Consider the following 13,246-nt stretch of genomic DNA (forward strand, 5'->3'; position numbering starts at 1 on the left):
AAGTCCAGCTCAGTCACGGTTGCTTGTCTGTTCTATGGTTGAAGGTGCGGTGCTAAGCTTGTTGAGAACCGTTGTTAATATTTGTGGTGTATTTGGAGGCCAGAGTGTCAGACGAACAGCAGGATGTTGCGCTGGAATTTATTCAAAGAAAACTTAAAAATCTGGAGTACTTTAAAAAATACCGGCCACAAATATACAACTATTTCCACGATTACGAGCCTACCCATTGTGAAGTGGTAATTACTCCAGGTACTGGTGACGTTGATCTGGTTGATCGTGGGCACTCCTTTTATAAGGGGCTTGCTAAGGAGTATTCATACGGCGAGGCGCTGGATTTTGTAAAGGAAAATACTCAGGGCAAGGTCCGGCGCTCGCACCAGCCCCCTTGGTTTACGAAGGAGCCAGCAAAGCGGTTTGCAAAGAGTTTTGTCCAGAAAAGTGCAGAGGCCTCCACGCTCACGCCGGATACCTTTAAAGGGTATGAGTATGACGGCGTTATTCCATCCATTATTTTCTTGGGTTGTGGGCTGGGGTACCACATAGAAAAGGTGGTGGAAACTGCCGATGTGATCAACGCCGTCGTTTTTGAGCCCGATCCCGATCGCTTTGCCTTGTCTTTATTCACAGTCGACTGGGAAGAGATTTGCAAAAGGTTCCGCGGACGCGGGCGGTCGATCGAATTTTCGATTGCTTCACGGCCGGATGATATGGAGCACTTGAAAAGGGTGATGACTAGTGCGGTTACGGGATTAATTCCTCAATATCCATACTTCACTGTTTTTTATAATCATTTGGTAAGTGTTGAATTGTTCCGGCTTTCGCAAGAACTGGAAAAAAACCTACCAGTTCTGGCAGCAAACTGGGCAAATTACGACGCCCTTCTTTTCCCGTATCGCAATGCCTACCATAATGTCCAGCAGGTCGAGCTCGCATTCGACCCAAGAGGTGAGGAAGAAGATCACCGGCCTGTTGTCATAGTGGGCAGCGGGCCTTCGTTGGATGCCCGTATCGAAGAACTAAAGCATGTTCGTGACAAAGTTATAATTGTTAGCGCCGGGACGAGTCTAAAAGCCCTCTTAGGACATGGTGTTCGGCCTGACTACCACGTAGAGCTGGACGCGAGCAACATCATTCCTAAGCTTTTGACAGAGGTGGAAAGGGATTACGGTTTGCAGGACATTGTTCTGGTTCATTGTCTTACCGTAAATCCATTGGTTCCTCGAATGTTTGAGAAGACCGTTCCTTTTTTTAACGCTAGTAATTATATTTCAGCGGTTCTTGATTTATGGCACTTGGCTGCTCCAGGCGCAACAGCGACTTGTACCAACGCAGCGCTTGCCGTTAGTTATTTTGCCGGCGCGCGAAATATCTTTCTGTTTGGCACGGATTACGGTTACGTAGATAAGGAGCAAACCCATAGCCGCCGCTCTTTCTATGGCGAAATAACGGATACAGCATCTGAAGGTAAAATTAGCGAGGGGGTTAAAGCGAATAGGAGAACCGCCTTCAAGACAAAAGGCGTTAATGGCGCAGACGTCTTCACGCAAGCAGACTACTACACGGCCAAGCAGGCAGTAGAGCATTTTGTCCAAGATGTTGTTCGTGCAGAAGTTCGTTTGGAGATATTTAATTGCTCAGATGGTGCGGAGATTGTCGGTGTGGATTGGCTTTCTTCTGACGGATTTCTGGGTATGTTAGAGAGGAGCAAGGCTAGGCAAGTGCAGGCACCTTCCTTCTTTGAAGCCCGATGTGTTCCGCTACCGAAAATAGACATTCAAGAACGTTATGAGACCGTCGCGCGTGAGTTCCGTGCCATGAGTTCAGATTTGAAGACTATTCTGGTTAGGTCGAATCTTCAGAATAGAGCGGATTTGATGGTTGTCGCGAACGAAATTCGTAACTGCATGTATCGTGTGGGAAAGGGCAGTGGGCGGAATGCAGAGAGCTCGATACAAATGATGAGTTGGTCAATGTTACAGGGCACCGTAAAGCACTTTTTGCAGGTAGGGCTTTGCCATGGTTTGGCTCAGGACCAGGCAAACTTTCAGATTTTTGTTTCTCACTGGAAGGAAGTTTTCACAGCTTTTCTCGATCGAGTGCCAGCTCACTTTACAAAGGTGGCTTGCGCAGAAACGTCCGTGAACGAGGATCCTTGGGTTCACTTGTGGGTGGATGATAATGAAAGCTTGGAAAACTTTTGACTCACTTACAAATTGTTACAAGGTGGGCAAAAAAAAAGCTAAAGCATAATCCCGATGAGCCGTTAAGCATTTCAAGAGATCACGGTGTTCAATTAAAAATATGTGCCGTCGTGATGCGCTAGTGGAAGACTACCGTTTTTAAGGGGAATGATATGGCTCTCGGAATCAATACTAACATTGCGTCTTTGAATGCTCAGAACCAACTGAGCAAGTCTCAGAACATGAGCAATCAGGCGATGGAGCGTCTGGCATCGGGTTTGCGGATTAACAGCGCTAAGGATGATGCAGCCGGTCTGGCAGTTTCAACTCGCTTTGATACGCAAATTCGCGGTTTGAACCAGGCTATTCGAAATGCGGGCGATGGGATTTCCATGGTTCAGACTGCTGAAGGTGGTCTGGACCAATCGGTAGAGAATCTTCAGAGAATTCGGGAATTGGCTGTTCAGGCGGCTAACGGGTCTTTAAGTAACGACGATCGTCTCCTTCTGCAAAAAGAAGTTGAGCAACGGGTTGCTGAAATTGATCGAATCAAAGACGATACAAAGTTTAATGGGATATCGGTTCTCAATGGCACCAGTGCGGCCAACACAACTATTCAGGTTGGAGCTGATCAAAATCAAAAGATCACAATCGCTGCATTCGGTACAAGCATGGGGATATCAAACCTAGGTACTGCTTCGAAGGTAAGTGATGTAACGGTCTCAACGGCGGCTGGTGCTAGTGCGGCGTTGGCAATTATTGATGGAGCTTTGTCGACGGTAAACACCGTACGAGCGGATTTGGGTGCGGTACAAAACCGCTTCGAAAGCACCATCTCCAATCTTCAGACCAACGTAGAAAACCAGAGCGCGTCTCAAAGCCGGATTCTGGATGCAGACTTCGCTGCAGAAACCGCGAAGATGGCTAAGGCCAACGTACTCCAACAGGCGGGTATCTCTGTCTTGGCGCAGGCTAACGCTCGCCCCAACCAGGTACTGTCTCTCCTGCAGTAAGGCGCAATCGGTAACAAGCTGGAGCGAGTCGACGCTCCGGCTTGAAGCCGTTTGATATCAGCGAGGTAGAGCTATGAATGGCGTTAACCTGAATAATCCGGAGCTCAAGTTAGTTAAGGCTGACTCGCAGTTCTCGGTTGAGGCGCTTTCGTCATCTCCATTCCAAGCCGGTAATGCCGCGAATCCCGCTTCGTCTTTAGCTGCTTCTCAGTCGGCGGGCGGTGCGTCTAACGTTGATGCAGTCGCAAATCCAAATGCTAATCCTCCTGCCAGCTCCGGCGATCAGAAAAGCTTAAATGAGGCCGTAAGTCAGCTCAATGATTTTGTCCAGACTGTACAGAGGGAATTGCAGTTTGAGGTGGACAACGAAAAGGGGCAAACCATTGTCAAAGTGGTTGATCAGAGCTCCCAAAAAGTTATTCGTCAGATTCCGGATGAAGTCGCACTAAGATTGGCAGAGAACTTGCAGCAGGATGAACCGCTGACGTTGTTCGATATCAAAGTATAGGTCTTTGCCTTCCCTTTTTGATGTTGTTTAACGAATCACAGCACCGCCGCCTCTCGAGAGTCGGCGGTGTCTGTGTTTATAGGTTCGGAGTTTGCGGTTACATTTTGTTACGCTTATTTTTTTAGAAAGCGGCAAAGTTTTTCCGGTTTTGGCCGTTAACTGTTTTAGTTGAAGTATGAGTCTTCGTAGGAGGCTGCGCTATGGCATCTATTAGTTCGATTGGAGTGGGCTCAGGCATTTTTTCAAATGATCTGGTGCGACAGCTTGTCGCGGCTGAGCGCGCGCCTACAGAGCAGCGCTTGAATAGTCGTCAGGCCGAAGCTGAGGCTCAGATCTCTGCGTTTGGAAAAATTAAAAGTGCGCTGGAATCGCTGAAAAGCGCAGCCGAGGGCTTGAGTAGCGCAGAAAGTCTTCGTGCTTATGTTGGCACATCTAGCAATGAAGAAGTCGCGACGCTCTCAGTGGATTCCTCTTCGGCAAGTGGCGGTGTTTATAGCCTGAATGTCTTAGATTTAGCGCAAGCTCAATCCCTAGCATCTGGAAGTTTCGCGGATCGTGATTCAACTGAGGTTGGTACGGGAACTCTTACATTGAATGTGGGTGACGTAAGCACCGACATAACATTGGATTCCAGCAACAATACGCTAGAAGGGATGGCCGCAGCGATTAATGACGCCGGTGCGGGTGTATCGGCCGGAATTGTAGATACCGGCTCTGGATATCGGCTCGTGCTTTCATCAGAGAAGGGCGGTACAGCGAACGAAATCTCGATTTCAGTGGCAGATGACGACGGTAACGACGCGGATAGCGCGGGTTTGTCGCAGTTTTTCTACGACGGCTCTGCCTCCAGTAACATGGAAGAAACTGTTGCTGCCAAAGATGCTCGGTTGGAAGTTAACGGTATTGAAATTACGCGATCGACGAACACGATCGAAGGTGTGGTGGATGGTGTTACGTTCGACCTGAAGTCTAAGGGCGTTTCCTCTGTAACGGTTCAGTCTGACCCTGATGAAGTGGCAGGGCGAGTTCAGGAGTTTGTGGATCAACTCAATAGCCTCAGAGGTGAGATCAAAAAGCACTCTGGACTGAGTGACGGCACAGGGAAGGGTGTCTTGAGCGGGGATGCGACGCTTCGGGGATTGGAATCTGATTTGCGGCAAATGCTGGTCGCCATACCTGCAGGCCTTGAAGGTTCTCCGGTTCGGATGCTTGCAGATATAGGCATATCAACCAACCCGGACACCGGAAAACTGGATTTTGATCAATCCAAATTCAAGGATCAGTTGAGTGCTGCGCCTAACGATGTTGCGACGTTGTTCGCTAAAACTGATTCGTCGGACGGTATTGCTGAGCGCTTGGTGAATACGGTTGGGACATATTTGGGTAGCGATGGAGCGTTCGCTAGTCGAACCGAGGGGTTGAATGGAACGCTCGAGCGTATCGCGGAGAAGCGCGATCGTCTTGACTTGAAGATGGAGTCTTATGAGGCTCGTTTGATTCGCCAGTTTTCTGCAGCGGATGCATTGATCTCTCAGTTTCAGAGCACAGGAAACTATGTTTCACAGCAGTTGGCGGCGTTGATGCCCCAGAACAATAATCAAAGCTAAGAGTTGGTTTTTACAGTGGCTGCCCAGCAAGCAAGGTTTTAAGAGAGGTTTACAATGAACGGACTGCAAGCATATCAACGTGTTAATGCCCAAACTAGCATTACAGATGCTGACCCACATAGATTAATCCAGCTCCTGTACAATGGCGCGATCGATCGTATCAACATGGCGAAAGCTAAGTTGCAGGCCAAAGATTATTACGGCAAAAGTCAGCTAATCAACAAAGCCATTGAAATAGTGGGAGGGCTTCGTTCGTTCCTTGATTTCGAAAAAGGCGGTGAGCTAGCTTCGCAGTTAGAAGCGCTGTACGACTACATGGAACGCACGCTCCTGGAAGCCAGTGCCAAGAACGACATGGCCAAGCTAGACGAAGTCATTAGCCTTCTCCGTTCCATCAAAGAAGGCTGGGACGGCATCCGTGAAGAAGCCGTTACCCAAACCGCTCACGTTGGCTGATCTCTGAATGCCGCGTCACCCCCTCCCTTTGTGGGAGAGGGTGAGTGTACCTCCCAATAGCCAACTCCCCCGCCATCCCGTACAATAAGCTCCTTCTTTTTGTTACATCCATTCTGTTCAGTCTGGAGCACAGACATGTCTGATATTAAAAAGGTGGTGCTGGCCTATTCCGGCGGCCTGGATACGTCCGTTATTGTTCGGTGGTTGCAGGATACATACAACTGTGAGGTGGTGACTTTTACCGCCGACATCGGCCAAGGCGAGGAAGTAGAGCCGGCGCGTGCTAAGGCGGAAGCCTTGGGCGTAAAGGAAATTTACATCGAGGACCTGCGCGAAGAGTTTGTGCGCGATTACGTATTCCCGATGTTCCGCGCGAACACCATCTATGAAGGCGAGTACCTGCTGGGTACCTCCATTGCCCGTCCGCTGATTTCCCGTCGTTTGATCGAGATTGCTAACGAAACCGGCGCCGATGCCATTTCTCACGGCGCGACCGGTAAGGGTAACGACCAGGTGCGTTTCGAGCTGGGTGCTTACGCACTGAAACCGGGTGTGAAGGTAATTGCACCTTGGCGTGAGTGGGATCTGAACTCCCGCGAGAAGCTGCTGAAGTACTGTGAAGAGCGCAACATTCCGGTTGAGATGAAGAAGGGCAAGAGCCCTTACTCCATGGATGCCAACCTGCTGCACATCTCTTACGAAGGCATGAATCTGGAAGATCCTTGGGCGGAAGCGGAGGAAGACATGTGGCGTTGGAGTGTGTCTCCGGAAGCCGCTCCGAACGAGCCGACTTATGTTGAGCTGACTTACCGTAAGGGCGACATTGTTGCCATCGACGGTCAGGAAATGAAGGCGCACGAAGTTCTGGAAACGCTGAACAAGATTGCGGGTGCCAACGGCATTGGTCGTTTGGACATCGTTGAGAACCGCTACGTGGGCATGAAGTCCCGTGGTTGCTACGAAACACCGGGCGGCACGATCATGCTGCGTGCGCACCGTGCGATTGAGTCCATCACTCTGGATCGCGAAGTGGCGCACCTGAAAGACAGCCTGATGCCGCGTTACGCCGAAGTGATCTACAACGGTTACTGGTGGTCGCCCGAGCGTGAAGCCCTGCAGGCGCTGATCGACCAGACTCAGGAATACGTGAACGGTACCGTTCGCCTGAAGCTGTACAAAGGCAACGTAGACGTTGTTGGCCGTAAGTCTGACGACTCTCTGTTCGATGAAACCATCGCGACCTTCGAAGAAGATCACGGTGCATACGATCAGAAAGATGCAGAAGGCTTCATCAAGCTGAACGCGTTGCGGTTGCGCATTGCCGCCGGTAAAGGCCGCAAGCTCTGAGCGCGCCCTTTCTGAATCAAAACGCCCGGCACAATGCCGGGCGTTTTTGGTTATACTCTGCTGAAAACGCTAACAACCTAAGCCTGAACCATGACCCCGTTGGGAACCGCTTCTGTAGCTGCACTTCGTCAATACGTTCGCTTCGCCGATGCCAATTCGATTGCCGTGGCGGATTTGCTGCGCGAGTCCGGGCTGTCTGAAGATATTCTGGAAAGCGATGAAGGTCGTATCGACGGCGAGCAGTTCCAAACCTTCCTGCATTTGCTGGCCGAGCGTTCGAAGAATCCCATTCTCGGCTTGGAAACCGGTGATTTCGTGCAGCCCGGTTCTTACAGTGTTCTTGGCTATATCACCATGAGTTGCGCCACACTGGGCGAGGCCGTTACCCGCATCGCGCCTTATGAGAAGTTGGTGGGCGACATGGGCACCACCCGATTGCAGATGGCGGGTGACACGGTGACCTTGGTGTGGCACTGCAATTACACCGACCCAACGGTTCAGCCCCATGTGGTGGATAACGTATTTGCGTCTTGGGTGAATTACGCCCGTTGGCTGGCCGATACAAACGAGGCGTCACCGCTGCGGGTGACCTTGCAGCGACAGTCGCCCGGGGCGGAGCTCGAAGGCGAATACCAGAAGCGCTGGGGTTGCCCGGTGGCGTTCGGGGCCGAAGAAAACACCTTGTCACTGAGCAAAGAGTTGTTGTCTGAGCGATTACGACAGCCAGACCCCTTGCTGCGTAAAACACTCGAAGCCCACGCGTTATCGCAATTGGCGGAGCTGGAAACCGACACTGACCTGACCACCAAGGTAAAGCAGGGGATTCAGCGGCAACTCGCCCGAGGCATCACCCGGCAGGATATGATTGCGGAAGACCTGGGCATGACCAGTCGAACCTTGCAGCGCAAGTTAAGCCAAGAAGGCGCTTCGTATCAGAAATTGTTGGATGAGGTGCGCCAGCAAATGGCGGAAGATTATTTGCGCGACACTGAGATGAGCATACCGGACATTGCGTTACGACTTGGGTATAACGAAACCACGTCGTTTCACCGGAAGTTCAAGGCGGCGGCGGGACAAACGCCGGGGGAGTATCGAAAAAGCGTTGCCCCATAAAAGAAAGCCAGCTTAAGTAAGCTGGCTAAAGAGTATTCGGAAAGAACGAAAGTGCCTGAAAAATTCGTTGATCCTGAGGGAGAGCACCCATACGGCGGCGGAGGTACTACACGGCTCCTCCGCCATGGGTGGGTACTGCTTGATCCCACAAATCTAGAATAGGGCTTTTCGAGCTTTGGGTCTGTTTGTGATGTGTGTCGCAGTGTTACTGAATGTATTTGCTACACACCTTGGCGTAATTCCGGTTTGGTTTCGGTAAAGCGCCGGGTTTCGTAAGCATCCACCAAGCCTTGAACGGCGGCCCGTTCCACATCTTGGACCGTAGGTGTACCGTCCTCTGCACTGGCCCGGCAGAGCACCATGCCGGCTTCCACGGAAATATAGCCGGCCGAGGTCTTCAGCGCCTTGTGATTGATGCCATCGAAAATCCGGCGAAACGCCGTTGTGGTGCAGTGATCGTTGTTCTGGAAGTAAGACACAGTCGCAAACTGGTTCTCGCCTACGCGGCACAGGGCGTCGATTGGGCGAATTAAGGTGCTCAGCCGGCGGGCGATGCCCACGCACAGCTCACTCATGATGCTGGGTGGATGCTTGCGCTTCAGCTCCTGCCAGTTGCGAATGCCACACATCACATAGGCGGTGGCGCCGCCCCGGGATTCCGCGTGGCGCAGGGATTTGTCCAGACGCTCGCGGGCATACTTGGCGTTGCACAGGCCGGTTTCCAGATCAATGATGCTGCTGTTTTCCAGTTCCTGATTGTTTTCGACCAGCAGAGCGTTGGCCTGCAGCAGGGTGTTCTGCCGGTCGGCGATTCGGTCGGCGGCGAAGATTCGCGGAATCAGCTGCTTGGTCATGTCGGACTTGTAAATGAAGTCGTCTACGCCGCGGTCGAAGGCTTCCGACAAAGCTTCTACGCTTTCTTTGGCCGTCAATAAGATGATGTAGGTGTAGTGATTGTTGTGTTCATCGTGCTGGCGCACGCGGTCGGCCAGCTCCAGGCCGTCCATTTCAGGCATCAGCCAGTCGGCAATGAGCACGCTCACCGGGCGTTCTTCCATGAGTTTCAAAGCGGCGGGCGCGTTGTTGGCCACGCGTATGTCGCGGTAACCGGCATTTCGCAAGGTGCGGCCGACCACCATACTGCTGAACTTTGCGTCATCTACTACGAGAATGGGTAGGTCGAGGTTGGGCATTGTGTATCTACTTGTTACCAGGCCATTGTCAGATGCGATAAGTTGCCGCTCTTGGTATGCTTTGGCGGTTTCTATCATCCGGAATTTAAAATGTCGCCCTAGTATACCCTCGGCGGCCTTTGGAGAATAACGACTATGCCATCTTTTGATATTGTTTCAGAAATTGAAATGCACGAAGTGACCAACGCAGTGGACCAGGCCAAGCGGGATTTGGGCAACCGTTGGGACTTCAAAAATGTAGAAGCCGGAATTGAGCTGGAAGACAAGCGCCTGACGCTGAGCGCCGAGCAGGAGTTCCAGCTGGAGCAGCTGGTGGAGATGATGCGGATGGCGTTCGCCAAGCGCAACATTGACAGCCGTGCGCTGGCGGAAGACGGCGAGAGCAAAGCCGGCAAGCTGGTGAAGCAGCATTTTGCGCTGAAGCAGGGCATCGAAACGGATATGGCCAAGAAGATCGTGAAAATGATCAAGGACAAGAAAATGAAAGTCCAGGCCAGCATCCAGGGCGACAAGGTGCGTGTAACCGGCAAGAAGCGTGACGACTTGCAGCAGGCCATTGCCATGCTGCGTGAAGCGGAGCTGGATATTCCGCTGCAGTTTAATAACTTCCGCGATTGATGAGTGCAGGGGCCGGGCCGTCGATGCTCGGCCTTTGTTTTGAGACTCAGGAGATTAACTTATCCAACTTCGCTCCCTTCTGACCCTGCTCCGGGAATCTGTTTATACCTATACGCGCTGGCAGTCGATTGTCATGCTGTTTCTCGGGTTTTCGGCTGGCCTGCCTTTTCTGTTGGTGTTTTCCACGCTGAATGCGCGGCTGGCGGATGTGGGTGTGGAAACGGCGACCATCGGGTTCTTCAGTTGGTTGGGGATTACCTATTCCATCAAGGTGATCTGGGCGCCGGTGGTGGATCGTTTGAGATTACCACTGCTGGATAGGCTGTTTGGTAAACGGCGAAGTTGGATATTGTTAGCACAGGCTGGCATTGCGCTGGGCTTGTTCCTGATGGCCACGGTAGACCCGGTTAAAGCGCCCGAAATGATGGCGCTGTGTGGTTTGCTGGTGGCGTTTTCCTCTGCTACTCAAGATGTGGCGATTGATGCCTACCGTATTGAGATCGCGGAAGAGCGGCTTCAGGCCGCTTTGGCGGGGACGTACATATTTGGTTACCGGTTGGCGCTATTGGTGGCCGGTGCCGGGGCGCTTTACCTGGCCGCGTTCTGGTCGTGGGAAGTGTCGTATCTGGTGATGGCGGCGCTGGTAGGCGTGGGTGCGTTAACCGTGTTGTTGGCGCGGGAACCCGAAGTGAACCACTACGCAGCAGCGCAAGATATTGCCCACAAGATTGAAGAAGAGGCGAGTAAGCGCACTCATTTGCCTCCGCGGGTTGCCCGTTTCGTGGGTTGGTTCTATGCCGCCATTGCCGGGCCGTTTGTGGACTTCTTCCGCCGCTATAAGGAATTGGCGATTGTCATTTTGTTGCTGGTTGCGGTTTACCGGATTTCTGACATTGCCATGGGCGTGATGGCGAACCCGTTCTACCTGAACTTTATGGGCTTCAGCAAAACCGAAGTAGCCGATGTCACAAAAGTATTCGGCTTTCTTATGACCATTGTCGGGTCACTGGTGGGTGGCGTACTGGTGATGCGTTACGGTGTTCGGCGCATTCTGCTGGCGGGTGCGGTACTGACAGCGGCGACCAACTTGCTGTTCGTCTGGCTGGCCCAGAACCCGCCGGATTTGGTGACCTTGGCCGTGGTGGTCAGTGCCGACAACTTAAGCGGCGGCATCGCCAACGTGGCGTTGATTGCCTGGCTTTCCAGCATGACCAGCGCTTCCTTCACCGCTACTCAATACGCGTTGTTCAGCTCACTCATGACCTTGCCGGGCAAATTCCTCGGCGGCTTCTCCGGCATCGTGGTGGCCAACTTCGGTTACGCCGAATTCTTCGCCGTCGCCGCCGCTATGGGTGTTCCCGCCATTCTTCTCGTACTCTACCTCTTCAAACACGCCGCCCGCCTGGACGCCCTCGCCCCCGCCAAATAATAAACCGGGGTCAGACCCCCGAACATTTCGCGCGGCCAAATGTATTGGGGGTCTGACCCCAATCTTAGGAGGAGCAGCTGATGTTCATGTGCTTGCCCCAGTCCGGGGGTGCGGCGGCGAAGTGTTCGTAATTGGGGTGTTCATCAAACGGGCTCTCCAGCACCTTCAGTAATTCTTTCATCGGGGCGTAGTCGCCGTTTTGGGCTTCCAGGATCACTTGTTGGGCCAGGTAGTTGCGCAGGATGTATTTCGGGTTTACCTGGCGCATGGCGTATTCCCGCTCGTCGTGGGCGCGGGTTTCCTTTTGCAGGCGGGCTTCGTACCGTTCGAGCCATTCGTCGGCGATACTGCGATCGACAAATAGGTCCCGAACCGGTGCGTGGCCGTGGCGATTCAGGTTAGAGAGGCCCCGGAAGAAGTGGGTGTAGTCCACTTTGTGTTCGTGCAGCATGCTGAAGGTTTCCATGATCAGGCTGAGGTCGCCTTCATCGGTTCCTGATAACCCGAGTTTGCTGCACATGTTATGTTGGAAGCGTTCGTTGTAGGCGCTTTCGTAATGGCCCAGGCATTGGCGAATGGTGTCTTCTTCCATCACCGGCAAGAGTGCACTGGCCAGGTACTGACAGTTGGTGAACCCCATTTGCGGCTGGCGGTTGTAGGCGTATCGGCCACCTTGGTCGGTGTGATTGCAGATGTAGCCGGCGTCGAAATCGTCCAGGAAGGCGTAGGGGCCGTAATCAAAGGTATCGCCGATGATCGACATGTTGTCGCTGTTCATCACGCCGTGGCAAAAACCGACCGCTTGCCAGTCGGCGATGAGCCGGGCCGTGCGTTCCACGACTTCTTCCAGCCAGCGTGCGTAACGCTGCTCTTCTGGCAGGTTAATTAGGTGCGGGAAATGCAGACTGATGACGTGTTCCAACAGCGTTTTCACCGTGTCCGGGCCTTCGTGGTGTGCGGCGAACTCAAAGTGGCCGAAGCGAATGTGGCTTTGGGCGGCGCGCATAAGGGAGGCGGCGGTTTCTATGGATTCCCGACGTACCGGGTCTTTCGCGCTTACCATAAACAGCGTGCGGGTGGTTGGAATGCCCAGGCCGTGCATCGCTTCCGAACACAGGTATTCCCGAATGGTTGAGCGCAATACCGCACGGCCATCCCCAAAACGGGAGTAGGGCGTGGTGCCCGCGCCTTTCAAATGCCAGTCCCAGCGTGTGCCATCGGGTGCAACGGTTTCCCAGAGCAGCAAGCCACGGCCGTCACCCAGTTCGGGGTTGTAGGCGCCGAACTGATGGCCGGTGTACTTCATCGCGACCGGGTCCATGCCTTCCAGCAGTTCTGCTCCTGCGCCTACGTTGGTCCAGTCGTCTTCATCACGGGCATGAAAACCCATCTGCCCGGCAAGAGCGTGGTTAAAACACACCATCTTCGCATCGGAAAGCGGCGTGGGCATCACCCGGGAATAGAAGCTGTCCGGCAACTCCAGATAGCGATGTTCTACCTTAAAAGCGTTCGTGCTCATAACTCGGCTCTTTTAATATTGGGGTCAGACCCCCGCGCATTTGATGGGGTGAAATGTATCGGGGGTCTGACCCCACAGAGTGCAGAGCGGGGTGGATAAATGCAACCGGCCGTAAAAGTTTGGAGTTTGAGATGTGGTGCCGGTAGCGGCGGTTTGTATTCGAAAACAGGGCCGTTATAATCGGCGCAGGCTCAGGAGGAGTCGGTTTTCACTTTTAAACTTCAGGGATCGAAGTTATGCCCCAGGCAAGCGGATTGCAGTTT

General features: G+C 52.8%; 11 protein-coding genes. 9 read left to right on the plus strand and 2 right to left on the minus strand.

Annotation, left to right across the window (positions count from 1 at the left end):
* Positions 1 to 104: 104 nt before the first annotated feature.
* The 7 genes from JAO79_RS07530 to JAO79_RS07560 all read left to right on the plus strand — a co-directional run bounded on the left by JAO79_RS07530 (position 105) and on the right by JAO79_RS07560 (position 8,224).
* Positions 105 to 2,201, plus strand: a complete 2,097-nt coding sequence (locus JAO79_RS07530) for a motility associated factor glycosyltransferase family protein (RefSeq protein ID WP_199006558.1) — start codon at positions 105 to 107, stop codon at positions 2,199 to 2,201.
* A gap of 152 nt (positions 2,202 to 2,353) precedes the next feature.
* On the plus strand, positions 2,354 to 3,193 hold the full coding sequence (locus tag JAO79_RS07535) for a flagellin (protein ID WP_199006559.1): 840 nt from the start codon (positions 2,354 to 2,356) through the stop codon (positions 3,191 to 3,193).
* A 73-nt stretch (positions 3,194 to 3,266) separates the two neighbouring features.
* Positions 3,267 to 3,701, plus strand: coding sequence for a flagellar protein FlaG (locus JAO79_RS07540; RefSeq protein WP_199006560.1), 435 nt, complete (start codon positions 3,267 to 3,269; stop codon positions 3,699 to 3,701).
* Positions 3,702 to 3,901: 200 nt separating this feature from the next.
* Positions 3,902 to 5,308, plus strand: a complete 1,407-nt coding sequence (gene fliD / locus JAO79_RS07545) for a flagellar filament capping protein FliD (RefSeq protein WP_199006561.1) — start codon at positions 3,902 to 3,904, stop codon at positions 5,306 to 5,308.
* A gap of 54 nt (positions 5,309 to 5,362) precedes the next feature.
* A complete protein-coding gene (gene fliS, locus JAO79_RS07550) occupies positions 5,363 to 5,764 on the plus strand; it encodes a flagellar export chaperone FliS (RefSeq protein ID WP_199006562.1) in 402 nt (133 codons plus the stop codon).
* A gap of 135 nt (positions 5,765 to 5,899) precedes the next feature.
* Positions 5,900 to 7,111, plus strand: a complete 1,212-nt coding sequence (locus tag JAO79_RS07555) for an argininosuccinate synthase (RefSeq protein WP_199006563.1) — start codon at positions 5,900 to 5,902, stop codon at positions 7,109 to 7,111.
* Between the two features lie 90 nt (positions 7,112 to 7,201).
* A complete protein-coding gene (locus JAO79_RS07560; protein ID WP_199006564.1) occupies positions 7,202 to 8,224 on the plus strand; it encodes an AraC family transcriptional regulator in 1,023 nt (340 codons plus the stop codon).
* A gap of 221 nt (positions 8,225 to 8,445) precedes the next feature.
* Here the strand turns inward: JAO79_RS07560 and JAO79_RS07565 are convergent, their stop codons facing one another.
* On the minus strand, positions 8,446 to 9,417 hold the full coding sequence (locus tag JAO79_RS07565; RefSeq protein ID WP_199006565.1) for a response regulator: 972 nt from the start codon (positions 9,415 to 9,417) through the stop codon (positions 8,446 to 8,448).
* Between the two features lie 135 nt (positions 9,418 to 9,552).
* On the opposite strand from JAO79_RS07565, the gene JAO79_RS07570 reads away from it, so the two are divergent.
* Together JAO79_RS07570 and JAO79_RS07575 are read left to right on the plus strand one after the other, a co-directional pair.
* Positions 9,553 to 10,035 (plus strand): YajQ family cyclic di-GMP-binding protein, encoded by a 483-nt coding sequence (locus JAO79_RS07570; RefSeq protein ID WP_199006566.1) that lies wholly within the window; start codon positions 9,553 to 9,555, stop codon positions 10,033 to 10,035.
* Positions 10,036 to 10,120: 85 nt separating this feature from the next.
* Positions 10,121 to 11,464, plus strand: coding sequence for an AmpG family muropeptide MFS transporter (locus JAO79_RS07575; protein ID WP_413785051.1), 1,344 nt, complete (start codon positions 10,121 to 10,123; stop codon positions 11,462 to 11,464).
* Between the two features lie 64 nt (positions 11,465 to 11,528).
* Here the strand turns inward: JAO79_RS07575 and JAO79_RS07580 are convergent, their stop codons facing one another.
* A complete protein-coding gene (locus tag JAO79_RS07580) occupies positions 11,529 to 12,983 on the minus strand; it encodes a protein adenylyltransferase SelO (protein WP_199006568.1) in 1,455 nt (484 codons plus the stop codon).
* Positions 12,984 to 13,246: the final 263 nt, after the last annotated feature.

Origin of the sequence: Marinobacter litoralis, from assembly GCF_016427555.1 — a bacterium.
GTDB classification, from domain to species: Bacteria; Pseudomonadota; Gammaproteobacteria; order Pseudomonadales; family Oleiphilaceae; genus Marinobacter; species Marinobacter litoralis_A.